This is a genomic window from Bacillus cereus group sp. Bce019 (genome assembly GCF_051781745.1).
In the GTDB taxonomy this organism is placed as follows: domain Bacteria; phylum Bacillota; class Bacilli; order Bacillales; family Bacillaceae_G; genus Bacillus_A; species Bacillus_A cereus.
This window is the reverse complement of the sequence record NZ_JBPWJX010000008.1, coordinates 126,857-146,867: the sequence shown is the minus strand read 5'-3', so window position 1 is coordinate 146,867 and position 20,011 is coordinate 126,857. Positions and strand designations below refer to the sequence as shown.

The following is a 20,011-nucleotide window of genomic DNA, read 5'->3' as shown; positions in this document are numbered from 1 at the left end:
TAAAGTGCAAGGAGATTGTGTCGAATGAACAAAAAAAATTTCAAACAAAACAAAGCTACTGATGGCATTGATGTAGAGTTCTCTCGTGAACTTGCTGACCACAATGACTTAGAAGCAAACGCACGTGCAAATGCCGCTGATGCACGTCAAAAGCGCCAATCAACCGAAAAATAAGGTACATCACAACCTTATTCTTTTCAAAAGGGACCTACTACCCAACAAAATAAACCGAGAGACATCTCTCGGTTTATTTTCTATATTTTTTTGCATAATGAGCCAAAGTAAGCAATGGATATATATGAGCATAACTATGATAACGAATATAAAACCCACCTGGTAAACCTGTTCCAGTAGGATATTTTTCATTTATATAAGAGTTGGAGAGCAAATATGAAATACCTTTTCGAATGACTGGCGTTTCTTTATCATAGTAAGAAATGAGGGCATCTAACGCCCATGCAGTTTGGGATGGTGTACTAAATGGCAAAGTAACAAATCTTTTTTCCACACTACTTTGGCAAGATTCTCCCCAGCCACCATCTTCATGCTGTATATGTTCAAGCCATAAAGCTGCTCGTTTCACTGATGGATCGCTAGATGGTATTCCTAGTGACCGTAAACCAGTCAACACTGCCCACGTACCATATATATAACAAATTCCCCATTTCCCATACCACGATCCATTTTCCTCTTGTACATTCATTAACCAATTTATCGCACTTTGTTTTTGTTTCTCGGGCAATTCATTTTGCGTATACGTTCCGAAAAATTCTAATACTCTTCCTGTAATATCTGGTGTAGAAGGATCTGTAATCATATCACTTGCATTTTCGATTGGTAAATTTGCTAATATACGGCTCGTTACCCCTTTTTCAAAAGCCCCCCAACCACCATCATTATTTTGCAATCCTTTAACCCAATTAACCGCTCGCTTCCAAGCAGTGTCTACATTTTCGTTCCCTCTACTTCGCGCCAATGCTCTTAACGCAGCAGTTGTATCATCAATATCTGGAATCGTCGTATTCACATCCGAAAAGCCCCAACCACCCGGGAAGAGATCCGGTGCATGTACACTCCAATCTACTTTCTTCGTTTGCTGTTTTCTTAGTAAATATGCTGATGCATTGTGAATCACTTTACTTGCTTTCGGAACTTGAGCTTCTTGCAAAGCATAACTGAGTAAAGCTGTATCCCATACAGTTGATGGAGAGTTTTGCAAATGGCTCCCTCTCTCCATCTTCCATATATAAGATGTGATTCCCGTTATAGCTTTTTGAATAATTGGTGATTGAATAGAATGTCCTAATGCAAGTAAAGCATAAATCATATAAAACGAGGCAGTTGCGTAGCTATATAATGTTCCATTTTCATCAATACGCTCTTTCATAAAACGTTCTACTTCCTCATATCCTTTATGATGCAAAGAAAGTGGATACGTTATAATTTTCTTCACGTCACTTACTAACGTTTGAAAAACTGGAGACCGATCCTCCCGAAACCATTCTCCGCCCCCGCCTGCAATGTGATTTAAATTTGGCAATAACTTTTTCCCTACTCGAAATCTTTTATTTAAACACAACATCATCGGAATTAAATGAATACGTGCTGAGCTACTCAGTTCAAAAATACTGAGAGGGGAATCATTCTGCAGAAACATAATTGGTGTTGGCAAATGAAAGAGAGAAGGATATTCATATTCTCCATGAACCGCTAATAAAAACTTCGTCATAAAATGAGCACGCGCTACCCCACCGCGCTCATTTATAAACATTTCCGCTCGCTTCATATTCACATCTTCTTTTGTGTATTTTTCCGATGCAAGTAAGGCAGCATAAGATTGAATTGTAGCAGATAAATTACCACCCACTTCATCTTCATACAAATTCCATGTTCCTTCATTTGTTTGGAGTGATGCTAACCTTTTTACAAACGGTTCTATCTCTTTATCTTTACCTAATAATTTTAATAAAAAAATCATATGACAATCTGTTAGTGGCGCTCCTTCAAAACAAAACCGCCACGTACCATCTTGCCGTTGCATTGTTTGAAGTGCAGTTGTTCTTCTCGCTATTTCTTCATGCACTTTTTCATATAATAACAAGTTGCTCACCCACCCTTTCGAAATCCGTATAACGATATTCAAAAAGGTAGCTGAATATGTATAAAAACAAAGAAAAGCAGAACATATAAAATGTTCTGCTCATAAACAATACCCTACTCCGACAATAATCCCTAATAAAGCACCGACTACTACTTCATACGGTGTATGCCCAACAAGTTCATTTAACTTCTTATATTCTGTTTCTCTACCGTGAAAAAAGTCATTCAATATTTTTGCTTGTTTACTTACTGCAAGCCTTACTCCTGAAGCATCATACATAACAATAATGGCAAAAATTGTAGCAACCGCAAACATCGAGCTTTCCACACCTTCCACTACTCCAACTCCTGTAGCAAGCGCTGTAACTGTTGAAGCATGAGAACTTGGCATCCCACCTGAAGCAAAAAACTTTGCAAAATCAAATTCACCTGTTTTAACTAATTTGAAGACTACTTTCGTTAATTGTGCTAAAAACCATGAAATTACAGCTGCCATAAGCGGATCATTATGTAAAATTGTTTCCATATTCTCAGCTCCTTACTGACTATAATGGAAATTCTATATAATATAAGTATAAAGAAAAATGCGTAGAAAATACTACGCATTATGATACTTTTGCTGATTTATTTTTTATAAATTTCGGTTGTTTCTGCACTAAAAACTTAGTCTTCGCTACCGAGAATACAAATAATGCAACCCATATACAGAAAAATGCAATCATATGAGTAGATGTGAAATGTTCACCAAATACGAATACACCTAAAATTAAGCTAATTGTTGGTGCAATATATTGTAAAAAACCTACCATATAAAGCGGAATAAGTTGGGCTCCTTTTGCAAAATAAAAAAGTGGTAGAGCTGTAACAATACCTGCTCCTATTAATAGTAATGTCGATAACATTGAAATAGATCCAAATGAGCCGAAACCATGGGCGCCTGTCATAACAAGGTAAATGATTGCAAGCGGTGTAACTAACATCGTTTCCATCGTAAGTCCAATTGTAGCATCATAGTTTAACAGTTTTTTCGTTAATCCGTATAATCCAAATGAAAAGGCAAGTGAAAGAGAAACCCACGGAATAGATCCGAAACGCACTGTTAAAATGATAACCCCCACTCCAGCTAAACCAACTGCAACATATTGCCAGAAGTTTAACTTTTCCTTTAAAACGACTGTACCAAGTAAAATACTAATAAGCGGATTAATATAATAGCCAAGACTCGCTTCAATAACATGATTATGATTAACGGCCCATATGTAAACAAACCAGTTTCCGCTAATCAAGACTGAAGCTATTGTTAATGACATTAATAATTTAGGTCGTTTAAAAAGATTCACAAATTCCCCAATAAACTGACGAAACCTCTTCGTAACACCTAATACGAGTAACATAAAAACAAATGCCCAAACGATGCGGTGTGCTAATATTTCATCTGCTGGAACTTCCTCAACCCATTTCCAATAAATCGGTAGGATTCCCCACATCGTGTAAGCACCAGCCGCGTATAGTATCCCTTTTTTTTGCTCTGCTGATTGACTCCCCATCTTCCTTTTTCTCCTCTTCTCATTTTTTCTCCATTATACGGTCTCACATGCTCACTTTACCAATAATCAATCTGCATTTCTTTCGACATTTCTCATACAACGAATAATAAACATACCGTTATTACAACAAGTAACGGTATGCCGAAAACAAATTTCTTTTTATGAGTTTTATGATGAAACATATACATGCCGATCCAAGCTCCAACTGCTCCTCCAGCTGCCGCCGATAAAAACAACGTACTTTCTGGCGTTCTCCACTGTTTCTTCTTTGCTTTTCGTTTATCAAGCCCCATAAGGCTAAAAGCTATAACGTTAATAATAAGAAAATAAATCCATTTCATCGCTTTCTCTCCTTATGAAAAATTCGATTAATAGTAACACGAAAAAACGACGGAAACAACTGAAGAACTCTTTTTATCCAACTAGTTTCATTCCTTTTTCTTAATTAGTTACCTTCATATTTACATAACCAACTAAAATCGCAGTTAAAGCATTTAATATAGAAAAATGTTATGAGTAGAATCTTATATTTCATTACATTCATCCACTACCATATCATCAAAAAAATTGCTCTCAATCACTTTCTCATCAAAACGAAGAACTACAATTAGCCCTACATATAAAGAAACAAAATTTAGAAACCATTCCCCATTCTCATCTTTCTTAGCTAAGCATTTAAATATCTCTTGAAATTGCACCCGCTCGTCTGCAGCAACAATGGGACGTACACCAAAATATTTCAATACAAGATTCAGCTTCAGCTGTACGGATAATGATAAAATATATTTTAATAGCTTCGTATACTCTGCACTATCTTTTTGACTATACAACTTCACAAGCTTTGGATGTAAATTCGAAATCGATAATTCCTCGTCAGTCACTCTAGTTACTTCTATCGTTTCAATCATCTTTTTCATATCCATCACATTCACCCCTTCTGAAAAAATTCTAAAGCCAAAGAGTACTTAATTCAAAATGTACAATAATTGTGCGTTTCTCGTCTCTCGTTCTTCCTCACTGACTAAATCATACTTTTTTAGGAGGTGAAAAACATCATTTAATAATTTCTGTGAATGAGTACCTTGCAAAAAACTCTTTAACTCTTTAAAAATACCTTCAGGTAAAAAATTTTTTTGACTTTCAAGCTTATTCATCACATCTTCAATAGAATGATCAATGTTACATGCCATACTAAACTTCCCCCTCTATCCTCTATAAATAATATCCTCAGCTAACGATGTAAACACTTCTCCAACAAGAGAATCTTCATCATATACAGATGAACCATTATTTTCTTCACGTTTCGCAAAAGGTATTTTGGCAATTACTTCTGTTTGCAATTGTTCTGCAAGCATTTCGCCGCCGCCTTTTCCGAAGAGATAATTTTTCGATCCATCTTGTTCTTCATAATAAGCCATATTTTCCACAATACCTAAAATCTCATGCTTCGTATGTTTTGCCATTACACCGACTCTTGAAGCAACGAATGAAGCTACATTGTGCGGAGTTGTAACGATAATTTCTTTCGCCTGCGGAATCATTGCCGCAACATCAATGGCAACATCTCCTGTACCAGGTGGTAAATCAAGTAATAAATAATCTAATTCTCCCCAGTGCGTATTCGCAAGGAAATTTTGAATCCATTTATTTAGCATCGGTCCGCGCCACATCACTGGGTTATTTCCTTCTGTAAAGAATCCCATCGACATGATTTTAACACCGTGACTAATGACCGGAATTGCCGTTTGATCAATCATCGTTGGTTTCTTATTCGTTTCCATCATAGCTGGAATACTAAAACCATATATATCTGCATCTAATATCCCCACTTTTTTGCCCATACGAGCTAGTGCAGTTGCAAGATTAATTGTCACCGTTGATTTTCCAACTCCGCCTTTTCCGCTCGTTACAGTAATAAAACGTACTCCTGAATCCGGGCGAAGCATGCTCGGCATACCAGTTTCTGTTCTAGTATTTTTCTTTAACTTCTCTGTTAAAGCTGCACGTTCTTCTTGTGTCATAGAGCCAAATGTTACATCCACTTTAGAGGCACCAATTGCGTAAAGCGATTCTTCAATATCTTGTTGAATTTTTGCTTTTAACGGACAACCTTGGATTGTTAGTACTACTTCAAGTTTAACCTCTGTTCCGTTCATTTGTATATTTCTAACCATATTTAATTCTACAACACTTTTGTGTAATTCTGGATCCTCTACATGTTTTAATGCATTCATTATTTGTTCTTGAGTAAGCATAGAACTCATCCCTTCTCTTATTCTAATTTATATACTACATCTTCTTGGCGCTTCATCTGGTGAAAAAGCTTATTATCCCCCGCTAACGGGCGGGATTAATGCGACTATATCTCCAGTTTTTATCATCTCTTCATTCATTACAAACTCTTCATTAACAGCCACCATCACTTTATCCAGCGATTGTAAACAATAGCTGGCTTTGAGCCATTCTTTTAATTGCTGCACTGTCATTTCTTGCTTTTCTGAAATCACTAATCGATCCAACCCAACTTCCTCACGCAAATTTGCAAACAGTAAAATTGTAATCATTTTCTCATTCTTCCTTCTTTGGTTTTCCTTCTGAATATGGTGTGTTTTCAAGTTGATCTCCAACCCACATCGTTCCATCTTCCCAAAATTCTTTTTTCCAAATTGGAACGATTCGTTTTATACGTTCAATCGCGTACTCATTCGCTTCATAAGCTACTTTACGATGCGGTGATGAAACTGCAATGACTACTGCAATATCCATTATTTCTAGCCGCCCTACACGGTGCGTAATTGCTACTTTTGCGTCCGGCCATTTCCCACTAATTTCTCCACCAATTCTCATAAGTTGTTTTACTGCCATCGGCTTATATGCTTCATACTCTAAATGTAGCGTTCGTTTTCCTTTTGTTAATTCTCTCACCGTACCAATAAATGTTGTAATCGCACCTGCTTCTCTTCTTGCAACCTTATTCGTTACTTCTTCAACTACAATCGGTATATCTACAATTTCAAATAGCGCTTGTCCCATTAGAACCACCTCTCCCTTTACAAAATGTCCACGGCCATTCACTACCTTCGTTATCTTCTAATAAAAGAACATCGACAAACATATCTTTTTTATATCCTCTTGTCCCGCCCGGCAATACGATAAACGCGTTGGATTCTGCCAATGAAGAAACTGAGCTAGATTTATCAAACCCTGACGGATAAGCGATTAACTGCCCTTCGTTATATGTTAGTTTTCCTCGTACAAACCTTGTAAATGGATTTGGCTTTAAAAAGTCTTCTCCTAATAACGCTTTTTCTCTTTTTACATGTGCTTTTTCACTAAACATATACGTTCTAATACAAGGTCTTACAAACAATTCAAACCCCACGTAACAAGCAGATGGATTTCCTGATAAACCAAATAATAACTTGCCATTTAATTGTGCTACTGTCGTAACACTTCCTGGCCGCATTGCAACTTTATTAAAAAGAACAGATGCCCCTAATTTTTCGTAAATAGCTGGTAAATAATCGTAATCCCCTACGGATACACCGCCCGTTGTAATTAACATATCTACTTGGCCAAGCGCTTCTTTCACAGCTGTAAAACACGTATTAAAATCATCACTAAACTTCCCAAAATATTTTACTCTTCCGCCCGCTCTTCGAATTTGAGACAATACCATGTACATATTACTGTTTCGGATTTTCCCTGGCTGTAATGAATCATTGACATCCAGTAACTCACTCCCAGTCGCTAACAGCCCAATTACAGGCTTTCTCGCAACTGGTACTTCACTGTAACCAAATGTAGCAAGAAGAGCTGAAATACCTGGATTAATGTACGATCCCTTCTTTGCAAGAACCGTTCCTTTACGAGCATCTTCACCTTGAAAAGAAATATTATCTCCCGCTTTGAATGACCGCTTCAATTCCATATACTTACTGTCAGCCTCCTCATATTGACGAGTTAGTTCTAACATAACAACCGCATCACACCCATTCGGAATTTGCGCTCCCGTCATAATTCGAACAGCTTGAAACGGCCCTACTTCTTCATGAAATAGCGATCCTGCGCCAATTCCCCCCACTACTTCAAATACAATTGGCGTTTCATAACTTGCTAAATTCGTATCTTCTGCTCTAATAGCGAACCCGTCATACGGTGAACGATTGAATGAAGGTACGTCATGGTCAGCTACTAAATCTTCCGCTAATACACGTCCGTAAGCTAATTCAATAGGTAGTAGCTCCTTTAAACCCTCATTAGCAAACTCCATTACTTTACGAACAGCTTCTTCAACCGTAATTGGCACTCTTCTTTCCATTATTGACAACCCTTTCTATTAACCGAATACGCGATAATATAACTGTTTCGCTTTTGAAATATCATTTGTACCATGAATGAAAACACGACCATCTCGAAAAATAACGACGCGATACTCATCTAGTTGGCAAGATAGTAAATACGGATTCCGATCTACTTTCCCCAGTTTATTTAATACTTTTTCTATATCATCAAAGTTGTACTGTCTATTTTCTACTGGTCTAATTTGAACTGTATTTCTTCCGCACAAAACAGCTACCTTCGTTTGATTTTCGTATGATAAATAAGGATAAGTTCGATTCAAACCACATGAGAGACAAGCGTCTATTTTTATTTTCCCTAATTTTATACAATGATTTTGATTACTCCATATATCAAACATGAAAAATGTTTTTCTAATTGCTGAGAAATCTTCCACTAAAATTTTGAGTGCTTCTGCCACTTGATATGCTGCGACGATTTGAACAGTCGGGCTAATAATCCCAGCAGTATCACACGTCACACCTGTAACAGGGATATTTTTCAGCATACAATGTAAACACGGTGTCTTTTGCGGAATAATTATATAACTCATACCATATGATCCAACGCAAGAACCATATACCCACGGAATATTATGTTTTTGTGATAAATCATTTATTACAAATCGAATATCAAAATTATCTGTTGCATCAATGATTACATCTACATTTTTTAATAGACCTTCCATATTTTCTGAAGTTGCATCCATTACGAAAGCATGTATTTGTACTTCCGAATTAATTTGTTCTAGCCGATTTTTTGCAGCAATTGCTTTCGGCATTTTCTCTCTCGCATCTTGTTCAGAGTACAATTGTTGCCTTTGTAAATTACTCCATTCAACGTAGTCACGATCGATAATCGTCAACTTGCCAACACCTGCACGTACGAAACTTTCGGCACTTGCACTTCCTAATGCGCCTGCCCCTACAATTAACACATGTTTATTTCGAATTTTTTCTTGTCCTTTACTCCCAATTGGTTTGAACAACTGTTGTCGTGAATACCGATCAGCCATTACATACCCTTCCTCTCAAGAACTCTATTTCATATTAGAATGTTGTTTCTGATAACAAGCAAAGTAAGCAAAACCAACAAACCCAGCTCCTCCAATTACATTTCCGATAAAAACAGGAACAAAATTTTTAGCCAGATCCATCCACGTTAGATGACCAGCAAAAATAACAGCGGAAATGACAAACATATTTGCTACTACTTGCTGAAATCCAATCACTACAAATGCCATAATTGGAATCCAAATTCCGATGATTTTTCCGACAAAATCACTCGTCCCGTAAGCGAGCCAAAGAGCAAGACAAACGAGCCAATTACAACCAATTGCTAAAATTAAAGTTCTTCCAAATGATTCATGTAACTTCCCTTCTGCTATCGCTACTGTTTTATTTAAATACTCTCCCTCTGTTAATCCGCCAAGATGTCCAAAACAATACGCAACGAAAATTGCCCCAATAAAGTTCATGAGAGTAATCCAAACCCAGTTATTCAGTACACTTATCAATGTAATTTTCTTTGCATAAAGCGCCATAGACAGTGACATCATATTTCCCGTAATTAATTCTCCTCCTGCTAATACTACGAGCATAAGTCCAACAGGAAATACTGCTCCTCCTAAAACATTCACTAGACTTCCCCAGCGCTCAGGTAAATTCCCTAAAACTCGAATGTTAAGTAAAAAACCTATCGCAATAAACGATCCTCCTAAAAAACCGAGAATAAGCATCGCTGGCAATGTCTGTCTTACTTTTTGAACACCGGCCTCAATGACAAGCTCAGCAATTTGTTCCGGCTTATGAAATGCCATTACCCATTCCTCCATTTTCTCCAAATAAAAAAGCAGCTTCAAAAAACCTCCTCAAAATAAAGGTTTTTGAATGCTGCTTAATTTCTCTGCACATCTTTTACAGAGATATCAATCATCACTTTTACTATAAAATAGAAAATCCACAACTCTTGTAAATTTTCCATTTTTCACTATGACGCTAGCTTTATATATTAACCACCGATATGTGACATTTCAATTTTAGGTATTGTTTTCTTATTTGTATGATTTAAGCGTTCATCTGAATAACGATCTTCCCTATTATTCCATATATCGCGTACTACATCTGTAATGTCCTCATCTGTATGTTCAGAACGAAGCAATTCTCTTAAATCATTTCCTTTAGAAGCAAATAAGCAAGTATATAATTTTCCTTCTGCAGAAATACGAGCTCTCGTACATGATGAGCAAAAAGAATCTGTTACTGATGAAATAATACCTATTTCCTCATCGCTTCCTATATAACGATACCTAGTAGCCACTTCACCAGAATAATTTGCTTCTATCCTTTCTAACGGCATAACTTGATGAATCGTATCTACTATTTCTTGTTTAGAGACGACCTCTTTTAAATCCCAACCATTATAATTTCCAACATCCATATACTCAATAAAACGAAGAATATGCTTATTTTCCTTAAAATATTGCGCCATCTGCAAAATGTCCTGTTCGTTTTTTCCCTTTTGAACGACCATGTTTATTTTAATTTTCATTCCAACTTCAGCTGCAGCCTGTATTCCTTCCAGAACCCTTTGCACTTTGCTCCTATTACCATTTAAATAGAAAAACCGCTCTTCTTCTAAGGAATCTAAGCTAACTGTTACACGTGATAGTCCCGCCTTATATAAATCAGGAGCAAACTTTTTAAGTAACGATCCATTGGTTGTTAAACCGATATCTTCTACACCATCAATTTTATTAAGGCGCTCAATAAGCTTTGGAAGCCCTCTTCGAAGTAACGGTTCTCCGCCTGTAATCCGTAATTTTCTCACACCTAAAGAAACGAAAATACGTGTTATCCTTTCAATTTCATCAAAAGATAAAATTTTATCATTAGACAAAAACGAGTAATCAGGACCAAATATTTCTTCTGGCATACAATATCGGCAGCGAAAATTACAGCGATCAGTAACTGAAATACGTAAATCCTTTAACGGACGTTGCAACTTGTCTAATGTAACTGATTTCATCTTCATTGCCTCACTTTTATTTTATATTTAAAACACGTTCTGGATGGGTATATACATTTAAGGAGTGATTACGAATAAATCCTATTGTCGTAATACCTAAATCTTCCGCTAGTTGCAAAGCTAACTCAGTTGGAGCTGATTTTGATAGTATAATTTCACAACCGATTTTTGCAACTTTCAATAATATTTCCGAAGAAATACGACCACTAAAAACAATGATTTTATCTTTTATAGAAATATCGTTTCTTAAACAATAACCGTAAATTTTGTCTAGTGCATTATGCCTACCAATATCCATTCGGCTTAAAATAATACCATTAACATCACATAAAGCTGCATTATGAACCCCACCAGTACGATGAAACGTATCCGCAGATTGCTGCATTTCTTTCATTAACCGAAAACAATCATCGGCAGCAACCTGTACATGGACACCCTTCATTTTTTTTGCACTTAGTGCATCATTTGCAAAAACAAACCCTTGCCTACTCATACCACAACAAGACGTAATATAGCGTTTATTTTGCATTTGTTCATAATACGGATTTACTTTTGTCGTTGTTACATGCACAAATCCTTCTCTCTCCTGCACCCATACACTATCAATGTCTTCATACTTCCGAATGATTCCTTCAGACGCTAAGAAGCCTATTACCATATCTTCTATATATTCTGGAGTACTAACCATTGTAACAAACTCCTGTCCGTTCATTTTAATGGTGACAGGAAACTCTGTTACAATGCTGTCCTCTATATGTTTAAATGCTCCCTGTTCATAACGAAAGATTTCTCTTTCTACCTGTATCGGTTTCACGATCAGTATCCTTCTCTCACGTTATATTTTTATCAAAAACAAATACAGAAACTGCAATATCTTCTTCTACTTTCATATCTGAAAACAAATTCACTAATTTCGCTCCAACAAGTTCCTCCAAATGTTCACGGGAATTCGCAGCATACACTTCTTGAATCATTTTCGTTCTAGCCATATGAACCATTTCCGCACCGTCCATCGTACTTGAAATAAATTTTTCAGTAGGTGTTAAGTTTCCATAAAGAGTCGCTATAGCCATATTTTCCGCAAAAACAGTATGAATTCGTTCTGGTCCTTTTCCGAAAAGTTCCTTTCGAAGTTTTCGTATCATATCATTAAATTCATGTACTTTTTTTGACATACAATTATACCTCCCAAAAGCCTCATTTTACTCTATTATATATTTTACCAAAATGAGCCTTCCGCCCAAACTATTTCCTACAAATATTTGGGCGGAAAGGTTCACTTCATGAAGTTTATTCGTCTTTTAACCCTTTCCCCATACCTTTTAAGAAATGAAGCCCAAACCCGATAGCACGGTTAATATCTGGGTCTTTCAATACTTTCATAAGATCGAATACCCCTACTTTTTTATTACTTTCTAGATGTTCATTACCTTCTTCTAGCCCGACTAATAAACTACCTATAAGCTTTTTCGTAAGTTCTGGGTCAAGTTCAGTTAACGCACCTGCAGCGCCCATCATATTATTAATTAAATTTGTAACAGGCTCACGAGTTACTTGACCTAAAACAATTTTCGCAATTGGTTCTTTCGCTTTTAGCATTGAATTTGCAGCTTCTAGCATTCCAATGTCATTTAATTCCCCTACTATATTAAACATCTGATTTAGAGCTTCTTCATTATTAGTTAGAAGCTCTTTTAAATCATCTAACTTTTGCTGTTTTATTTCTTCCTCAGTTAATTCTTGTTTTTGAATCATTTTTATAGGTGCAGCCATAGTTTTCTCCTCCTACTTATCCGTTAAATGCACATACCCTGGACGTGCCCACTTACGATGTACCTCAATTCCAGCTTGAGGGTGACGTTTTTTATTGCGTGGGTTCGCTTTTGGCATCGGATTTTCGCCATCAACTTCTAATACTTCCATACGTACTTTTGTTTGTTTATACGCAGGTGTATTCGTACGTACATCCACAGCAGGACCTGTTAAGAAATTAATTGCCGTTTCGTTATCTGTAGAGTTCATCGGTAAATATAACTCATTCGCTTTTACACGATCTGTAACGAGTGCACGTAATTTTAATGCTCCAAAAGGAGAGACAAGACGAACTAACGAACCTGTTTTTACGCCACGTTCTTTTGCAAGGTCTGGAGAGATTTCAACGAAAACACCAGGTACTTTCGTTTGAATACCTGTTGATTTATTTGTCATATTCCCTTCATGGAAATGCTCAAGCATACGACCATTGTTAATGTGAAGGTCAAACTCAGCTGGAAATTCAGCTGGACGTACCCAGTCAGCAATCGCAAAACGAGCTTTTTTATCTGGGAAGTTAAATCCGTCTTGGAACAGAAGTGGTGTATTCGTTCCATCAAAACTTCCCCAATGGAAACTATTCCATCCTTCAAGCACTTCATAGTTCGCTTGCGAGAACAATGGTGATAAACTTGCCATCTCAGCAAACATTTCACTTGGGTGGCTATAATTCCAGTTTGCACCTAGTTTATTCGCAACTTCCTGGACGATCCACCAGTCTGGTTTCGCATCTCCTAGCGTAGGAAGAACTTGATATAATCTTTGGACACGGCGCTCTGTATTTGTGAAAGTACCTTCTTTCTCAAGAGATGGCGCTGCTGGTAATACAACATCTGCATATTGAGCAGTTTTAGAAAGGAAAACATCTTGCACAACGAAGAAATCAAGGCTCGATAACACTTCATGTACATGATTTGCATTAGAATCTACAAGAGCCATATCTTCTCCGACAAGATACATTGCTTTCATTTTTCCTTCGTCAATTGCGTGAAGCATTTCGATATTATTAAGACCCGGTTCACTATCAATTTTCACTCCGTAAGCAGTTTCAAATTTCGCACGTTCCATTTCGTTAGTAACGTGCTGATACCCTGGAAGCCATCCTGGTAAAGTACCCATATCACAAGCACCTTGTACGTTATTATGGCCTCGAAGTGGGTATGCACCTGCTCCTGGACGACGATAGTTCCCTGTTGCAAGAAGTAAGTTTGAAATTGCAGCGGAAGTATCAGAACCACCTGTATTTTGCGTTACCCCCATACCCCAAAGGATACATGTACCATCTGCATCACGAATCATTTCAGCCATTTGAATAAGTGTGTCTTTTGAAATGCCTGTTACTTCTTCTGCATATTCAAGTGTATATTCCTCTAGGCTTTCTTTGAAATCTTCAAAGAAGTTTACATTCTCATTAATGAATTCCTGATCATGCCAACCTTGATCAATCATATATTTCGTAACAGCCATTAACCAAACTTGATCTGTTCCTTGTTTTGGACTAATAAAGACATCTGATCGCTCTGCCATTTCGGTTTTACGAAGATCAGCTACAATTAACTTTTGTCCGTGTAATTTATGTGCACGTTTAATACGTGTAGCTAGAACAGGATGACCTTCTGTCGGATTACATCCTACAATAATAACAAGACCAGATTGCGCAATATCTTTAATGGTTCCGGCATCACCGCCCATACCAATTGTACGGAACAAACCATCCGTTGCTGGTGATTGGCAATAACGTGAGCAGTTATCGATATTATTCGTTCCAAATACTTGTCGAGCTAATTTTTGAATTACATAATTGTCTTCATTTGTAATTTTAGAGGAAGAAATAAATCCGATAGAACCTTTACCGTACTCTTCTTTAATAGCACCTAATTTATTTGCAACTACATTCAGTGCTTCTTCCCATGTAGATTCAACAAACGTTCCATTTTTACGAATTAAAGGTTTTGTTATTCGTTCTTTAGAATTTACGAAATCCCAACCAAATTTCCCTTTTACACAAGTGGAAATTGCGTTAACTGGTGCATCTGAAGATGGCTGTACTTTAAGAATTTTACGCCCCTTCGTCCACACTTCAAACGAACAACCTACACCACAAAATGTACATACTGTTTTCGTTTTCTTCGTACGAGTATCACGCATGGCCGCTTCCACTTCTGATACCGCAAAAATACCGCTATATCCAGGCTCAACTTCTTTAATTAAATCTACCATCGGTTCAAGAATATCTGGTTTTAATCCCGTCATAAATCCAGCTTCACCGAGCATCGTTTTCTCCATTAAAGCGTTACAAGGACAAATCGTTACACATTGACCACAGCTAACGCATGAAGAATCATTAATATTTACTCCTTCATCCCAAATAACTCGTGGGCGTTCCGCTTCCCAGTCTATCGATAACGTTTCATTTACTTGTAAGTTTTGACACACCTCAACGCATTGACCGCATGCAATACATTGATTAGGATCATAGCGATAAAACGGATGCGTCATATCAACTTCACTTACATCTACTTTCGGTTCATACGGATATTTTTGATGTTCAATTTCCATTAATTCTGCTGTATTATGCAGTTTACAGTTCCCATTGTTGTTGTCACATACTGTACAGTATAATAAATGATTTTCTAGTAACCGATCCATCGCCTCTGTTTGTGCTTCCTTTGCGCGAACAGAAGCACGTTCAATGTTCATACCTTCCGTTGCTATCGTCGAACAAGAACGCATTAACTTTCCGTCAACTTCTACAATACAAGTGTCACATGTTTGAATAGGATCTACTTCTGGCACGTAACAAATTTGCGGATGTTCAATCCCGTTCTCATTAATAACACCCAATATCGTTGAACCGGGCTCCGCTGTATACTTTTTTCCGTCAATTGTAATATGAACCATGTTGTTATTCATGGTCTTTCCCCCTTTTTGAGAATAAAAAAAACTCCACCACGAAAATATACGCACCGCATTTCGGCACGTTATTATCATGGTGGAGTAGTTTATTAGCACATCTTGCTAAAATACCAATCCATTTATTCATAAATAAAACGATAGAGTCATAACAGATCATATCACGATTCCATCTTTAACACTATAATTATAGCGTTAAAGTTAAAAATATACAATATAAAATTTAAACTACGCATATGTCAGCTTGTAACTATCCATAATAACCCATATAAAGTGAAACTTTAATCAGTGGGGGGTTTTCTTCATCCCCCACTGATTATCAGCCCTCACCAATCGGGCTTTATGGGCAGCCCGACCCCTACCTAACTTCTTCTGAATTTTGAGGGGGGGTCTTACTGCCAATTAAAGCGGGATAAAACATAACAAGGAGTAAGCGAACAAATGGGGTCTTTTAATAAATGGATTCGTGGTGAAAAATCTTTTTCTACCCAAGAGCAAGCTGATTACGCATTAAATAAATCTATCTCTTCTTCCCTTTCCCTTAATTTAAAGCACTTGTCCAAAATGTTTAGCGGTATTCCAGAATTAATAACACGCACTTTTCCATTAAAAAACGGACAGGAAGCTGCACTTATATATATGGAAGGACTTGTAGACAAAACTGTTATTAACGTAAACATTCTTCGTCCTCTCTTATTTAAAGAGTGGAATGAAGACGATTTTTGGGAAGCCTCTGTTTCTATCGGAAATATTAAAAAAGTTCAACAGTGGACAGACATTGAACAATCTCTTTTACACGGCAAAAGTATTTTATTTATAAACGGACAACTATCCGCTTTAGAGCTTGATACGCAAGCGGCACCAAAAAGGAGCATTGAAGAACCTACAACAGAGAGCTCCATAAAAAGCTCACACGAAGGATTTAATGAAGTAGCGAGCGACAGCCTTGCACTTATTCGTCGATATATTCCAAATCGCGAATTGAAAGTAAAGGAATTCACTGTTGGTGAACGAGCTACTTCAAAGGTTTTTTTGCTTTATCTAGCAGATGTTGCGAACGAAAATGTCGTAAAAGAAATGGCATCCCGTATCGAGTCAGTAAAAGTTGATGCGATTCTTACTACTGGTGAATTAGAGGGGTTTGTTGAAGATAATTCCTTTACTCTCTTTCCGCAATTATCAATAACTGAACGCCCTGACACAACAGCACATCATATTCTTGATGGGCGAATTGCCGTTGTTGTAGATCGCTCACCAGGCGTATTAATAGGACCTATGACCTTTTCATCCTTTTTTCAGACGATAGATGATTACAGCTTCAGACCTATGATTCCATCTTTTATACGACTTCTTCGTTTCACTGGGCTATTTATTGCAATATTTGCTCCTGCTCTTTATATTGCTATGATTTCCTTCCATTATGAAGTGATTCCGCTCAAATTGTTGTTAACGATTGGAGAATCTCGAGCCAAAATTCCTTTTCCTCCCATATTAGAAGCTTTATTAATGGAATTAGTTCTCGAAATGCTCCGAGAAGCAGCGATTCGGCTTCCTGGGCCTGTTGGACAAACAATCGGCGTCGTAGGAGGAATTGTAATTGGACAAGCTGCCGTTCAAGCTGGGATTGTTAGTAACGTTATGGTTATCGTCGTATCAATTACTGCAGTCGCTTCTTTTATCATTCCTAACCTGGAAATGTCAGCAGGAATTCGAATTCTTCGCTTTCCGATGATGATAATTGCCTCTTTATTTGGCGTCATTGGAATTATGGTTGGGATGGCGATCATTATTATTCATATACTTTCTATGGAATCTCTCGGTGTTCCTTATGGTAGTCCTTTTTCTCCGTTATTTGCTTCGGATTTAAAAGATATTCTTGTACGTTTACCATGGAAAATAATGAAGAAACGCCCACTATCTCTTAACTTAAAACAAGAAAATCGACAAAGTGATATGGAAGAAATGGAGGAAGATAAGTGACAAAGCGTGCAAAGAGGGAGATTAGTTTATTTCAATACATTTTAACGATTAGTGGTGTTCAAGTAGGATTCGGTGTCCTTACACTTCCGCGTGAAGTTGCACAAGGTGCGAATACAGATGGCTGGATGTCTATTATTATCGGATGCGCTATCACTACTTTAGTCAGTTTATGTATTGTAAAAATTATGGAAAAGCATCCTGGATATACTTTACTTCATGTGCTGACTCGTTATCTTGGGAAGTGGCTAGGAAGAATAGGAATGATTTTTTGGATTTTATATGCTGTACTTGCAGCAGTCTCCTTAGTTTTTTCCCTCCTTTATGTTATTCACATTTGGATTTTACCTAGATCTCCTATGTTTTTAATTATGATTTTGCTCTCTATTCCAATGCTTATGCTTGCAAGTAAAGGTGTACTTATTATTAGTCGCTTTGCCGTTTTCACTGTGATTTTTACCCTTTGGATGCCATTACTATTGTTTATTCCTCTTAAAGATGGTCATTGGATATATCTTCTTCCCTTTCTAAAGGAAGGATGGATACCAGTTGTAACCACAGTGAAATCAACTATCATTGCGTTTCTCGGATTCGAGTTTGCATTCGTCCTTTATCCCTATCTAACTAACAAATCAGCTGCAAAAAAAGGAATCGTTATTGCAAATATGATTACTTTATTTGTTTACCTACAAGTTACGTTCGTTTCTTTCGTTTATTTTAGCCCGGATGGTATAACGAAATTTTTATGGCCGACTCTTTCTCTTGTTACACCATTTCACTTTTCATTTCTGGAACGATTTGAAATTATCTTTTTATCATTTTATCTCTTCATTATTTTCGATTCTTGTATTCCTTATATTTTCACTGCTTCAGATGGAATCAATCAATTACTTAACAAAAAAGGGATTCCATTACCTGTTTGGATTTTATTATTCGGGTGCATTTTCGTTCTATTCTTTTATATCCCTTCCTCTTACCAAATAAGTGCGTTGCGAGAATTTTGGGGAACTGCCAGTTATTTTATCGTTTTTCTATTCCCAGTCGTATTTCTCTTATACATGACACTTTATCAGCATTGGAAAAGGAGCAAAATTTAAATGAGGCGCTTTATTCATTTCACTATACTTTGCTTTCTCATAACCTTATTAACAGGCTGTGGAGACCGGCTAGACTTAGAAAAACAATCTATTTCATTAATTTACGGTTTTGACGCAAAAGCAAAAGGAAAATTAATTGTGTACCACGTAAACCCTATTTTTAATGAAGACGTAGAAAAAAAGTACGAAACACATGAAGCAAAAGTGCGTACACCTCGAGAAGCAAAAGCAACGTTTAATAGTTCAAGTGGCGGTTTAGTATCTACAGAAAAGTTACAGCTCATTTTATTTAGCACAAATTTTTTAAAACAAGAAGGGGCTATGCCTTACCTTGATGTTTGGTATCGCGACCCTAAAAATACCGGAAACATGCGCATGGTCGCAGTAGACGGTCCAGTTTCTTCAGTTATATATAATAACTTTAAAGATAAACCTGCCCTTCCCGAGTATTTAACAGATTTAATTAATACAAATAAATTATACAATCGGACAGTTTTCACACCATTTCATGAATTTCATAGGCAAACGTTTAATAAAGGTATAACACCTGCTATTTCAGAAATAAAAAAAGGAAAAAAAGATGTTATCGTTACAGGCTCTGCACTATTAACTTCTCGCGGAATTTATAAGATGTCTTTAAATCGTTATGAAAGTGCCCTTTTGCTTATGTTGCAAAAGAAAGCTAATATACCCGTTTCACTTACAATAAAAATCCCTTCTCATTCAGTTGAAAGTAATAGTCATCTAAAAGATACAGAAGGTGACGATTTCGTAACAATAAACGTTCTTAGCATGAATCGTGATATCCGTACAGACTATAGCGATAACCACTTCAAATTTCATGTTAAAATGGATTTAAAAATTGCCGTATCTGAACTTACATTCAACATGGATATAGACAAAGATAGAAAGAAATTAACTTCTCTTATTACAAAACAACTAAACAAAGATTTGAACGATTTAATCCACAACATTCAAAAACAGCAACTTGACCCATTCGGATTTGGTGATTATGCGAGAGCGTTTCAATATAAAGAATGGAAACAAGTCGAAGATGATTGGCCGAGTGCCTTTTCAAAAGCTAATGTGAAAGTGGCACCAACTATTAAAATTTTAGAAAATGGGATTATTAAATAGAAAAAACACACTACTTACTCTTATACGTTTAAAGAGTAAGTAGTGTGTTATCATTTTTAT

General features: G+C 36.8%; 22 protein-coding genes. 4 read left to right on the top strand and 18 right to left on the bottom strand.

The window, feature by feature from the left end:
• Positions 1–24 precede the first annotated feature (24 nt).
• On the top strand, positions 25–174 hold the full coding sequence (locus ACS2QP_RS13900; protein WP_001035808.1) for a YfhD family protein: 150 nt from the start codon (positions 25–27) through the stop codon (positions 172–174).
• 73 nt (positions 175–247) lie between these two features.
• On the opposite strand, the gene ACS2QP_RS13895 is transcribed toward ACS2QP_RS13900, so the two are convergent.
• The 18 genes from ACS2QP_RS13895 to ACS2QP_RS13810 all read right to left on the bottom strand — a co-directional run bounded on the left by ACS2QP_RS13895 (position 248) and on the right by ACS2QP_RS13810 (position 15,900).
• Positions 248–2,101: a terpene cyclase/mutase family protein gene (locus tag ACS2QP_RS13895; protein ID WP_438882523.1), complete on the bottom strand. Its 1,854-nt coding sequence runs from the start codon at positions 2,099–2,101 to the stop codon at positions 248–250.
• Between the two features lie 99 nt (positions 2,102–2,200).
• Positions 2,201–2,626, bottom strand: coding sequence for a divergent PAP2 family protein (locus ACS2QP_RS13890; RefSeq protein WP_000447820.1), 426 nt, complete (start codon positions 2,624–2,626; stop codon positions 2,201–2,203).
• A 79-nt stretch (positions 2,627–2,705) separates the two neighbouring features.
• Positions 2,706–3,647 (bottom strand): EamA family transporter RarD, encoded by a 942-nt coding sequence (rarD, locus tag ACS2QP_RS13885; protein WP_000535539.1) that lies wholly within the window; start codon positions 3,645–3,647, stop codon positions 2,706–2,708.
• A 92-nt stretch (positions 3,648–3,739) separates the two neighbouring features.
• Positions 3,740–3,988 (bottom strand): DUF1294 domain-containing protein, encoded by a 249-nt coding sequence (locus ACS2QP_RS13880; protein WP_000871349.1) that lies wholly within the window; start codon positions 3,986–3,988, stop codon positions 3,740–3,742.
• Between the two features lie 183 nt (positions 3,989–4,171).
• A complete protein-coding gene (locus ACS2QP_RS13875; protein WP_000367300.1) occupies positions 4,172–4,570 on the bottom strand; it encodes a hypothetical protein in 399 nt (132 codons plus the stop codon).
• A 42-nt stretch (positions 4,571–4,612) separates the two neighbouring features.
• Positions 4,613–4,837, bottom strand: a complete 225-nt coding sequence (locus tag ACS2QP_RS13870) for a group-specific protein (protein ID WP_088350213.1) — start codon at positions 4,835–4,837, stop codon at positions 4,613–4,615.
• A gap of 15 nt (positions 4,838–4,852) precedes the next feature.
• Positions 4,853–5,902, bottom strand: a complete 1,050-nt coding sequence (locus tag ACS2QP_RS13865; protein ID WP_153581177.1) for a P-loop NTPase — start codon at positions 5,900–5,902, stop codon at positions 4,853–4,855.
• Between the two features lie 72 nt (positions 5,903–5,974).
• On the bottom strand, positions 5,975–6,211 hold the full coding sequence (gene moaD / locus ACS2QP_RS13860) for a molybdopterin converting factor subunit 1 (protein ID WP_088350215.1): 237 nt from the start codon (positions 6,209–6,211) through the stop codon (positions 5,975–5,977).
• Between the two features lie 4 nt (positions 6,212–6,215).
• The gene (gene moaE / locus ACS2QP_RS13855; RefSeq protein WP_000529378.1) at positions 6,216–6,680 is read right to left on the bottom strand and encodes a molybdopterin synthase catalytic subunit MoaE; all 465 of its coding nucleotides are present in this window, start codon (positions 6,678–6,680) and stop codon (positions 6,216–6,218) included.
• Positions 6,661–7,968, bottom strand: a complete 1,308-nt coding sequence (moeA, locus tag ACS2QP_RS13850) for a molybdopterin molybdotransferase MoeA (protein ID WP_332284418.1) — start codon at positions 7,966–7,968, stop codon at positions 6,661–6,663. The genes moaE and moeA overlap by 20 nt, the downstream gene beginning before the upstream one ends.
• A gap of 18 nt (positions 7,969–7,986) precedes the next feature.
• A complete protein-coding gene (locus ACS2QP_RS13845) occupies positions 7,987–9,003 on the bottom strand; it encodes a molybdopterin-synthase adenylyltransferase MoeB (protein ID WP_332284419.1) in 1,017 nt (338 codons plus the stop codon).
• Positions 9,004–9,027: 24 nt separating this feature from the next.
• Positions 9,028–9,807: a formate/nitrite transporter family protein gene (locus tag ACS2QP_RS13840; RefSeq protein WP_078186406.1), complete on the bottom strand. Its 780-nt coding sequence runs from the start codon at positions 9,805–9,807 to the stop codon at positions 9,028–9,030.
• Positions 9,808–9,998: 191 nt separating this feature from the next.
• Positions 9,999–11,015, bottom strand: coding sequence for a GTP 3',8-cyclase MoaA (moaA, locus tag ACS2QP_RS13835; protein WP_000844124.1), 1,017 nt, complete (start codon positions 11,013–11,015; stop codon positions 9,999–10,001).
• Between the two features lie 16 nt (positions 11,016–11,031).
• Entirely contained in the window at positions 11,032–11,829 is a 798-nt protein-coding gene (gene fdhD / locus ACS2QP_RS13830) for a formate dehydrogenase accessory sulfurtransferase FdhD (protein ID WP_332284420.1), read from the bottom strand.
• A 16-nt stretch (positions 11,830–11,845) separates the two neighbouring features.
• Positions 11,846–12,190, bottom strand: a complete 345-nt coding sequence (locus tag ACS2QP_RS13825) for a DUF2294 domain-containing protein (protein WP_000039582.1) — start codon at positions 12,188–12,190, stop codon at positions 11,846–11,848.
• Positions 12,191–12,305: 115 nt separating this feature from the next.
• Positions 12,306–12,788: a DUF1641 domain-containing protein gene (locus ACS2QP_RS13820; protein ID WP_000729897.1), complete on the bottom strand. Its 483-nt coding sequence runs from the start codon at positions 12,786–12,788 to the stop codon at positions 12,306–12,308.
• Between the two features lie 12 nt (positions 12,789–12,800).
• Positions 12,801–15,740, bottom strand: a complete 2,940-nt coding sequence (gene fdhF, locus ACS2QP_RS13815; protein ID WP_438882522.1) for a formate dehydrogenase subunit alpha — start codon at positions 15,738–15,740, stop codon at positions 12,801–12,803.
• Positions 15,733–15,900 (bottom strand): hypothetical protein, encoded by a 168-nt coding sequence (locus tag ACS2QP_RS13810; RefSeq protein WP_080470780.1) that lies wholly within the window; start codon positions 15,898–15,900, stop codon positions 15,733–15,735. The genes fdhF and ACS2QP_RS13810 overlap by 8 nt, the downstream gene beginning before the upstream one ends.
• A gap of 281 nt (positions 15,901–16,181) precedes the next feature.
• Here ACS2QP_RS13810 and gerSA point away from each other — a divergent pair, with 281 nt between their 5' ends.
• From gerSA to gerSC, 3 genes are read left to right on the top strand one after another with little or no spacing between them, the layout of a single operon-like run.
• Positions 16,182–17,720, top strand: a complete 1,539-nt coding sequence (gerSA, locus tag ACS2QP_RS13805; protein ID WP_061457569.1) for a spore germination protein GerSA — start codon at positions 16,182–16,184, stop codon at positions 17,718–17,720.
• Positions 17,717–18,814 (top strand): endospore germination permease, encoded by a 1,098-nt coding sequence (locus tag ACS2QP_RS13800; RefSeq protein ID WP_332284422.1) that lies wholly within the window; start codon positions 17,717–17,719, stop codon positions 18,812–18,814. Before gerSA ends, ACS2QP_RS13800 begins: the two co-directional genes overlap by 4 nt.
• Positions 18,815–19,951: a spore germination protein GerSC gene (gerSC, locus tag ACS2QP_RS13795; protein ID WP_438882521.1), complete on the top strand. Its 1,137-nt coding sequence runs from the start codon at positions 18,815–18,817 to the stop codon at positions 19,949–19,951.
• Positions 19,952–20,011 lie beyond the last annotated feature (60 nt).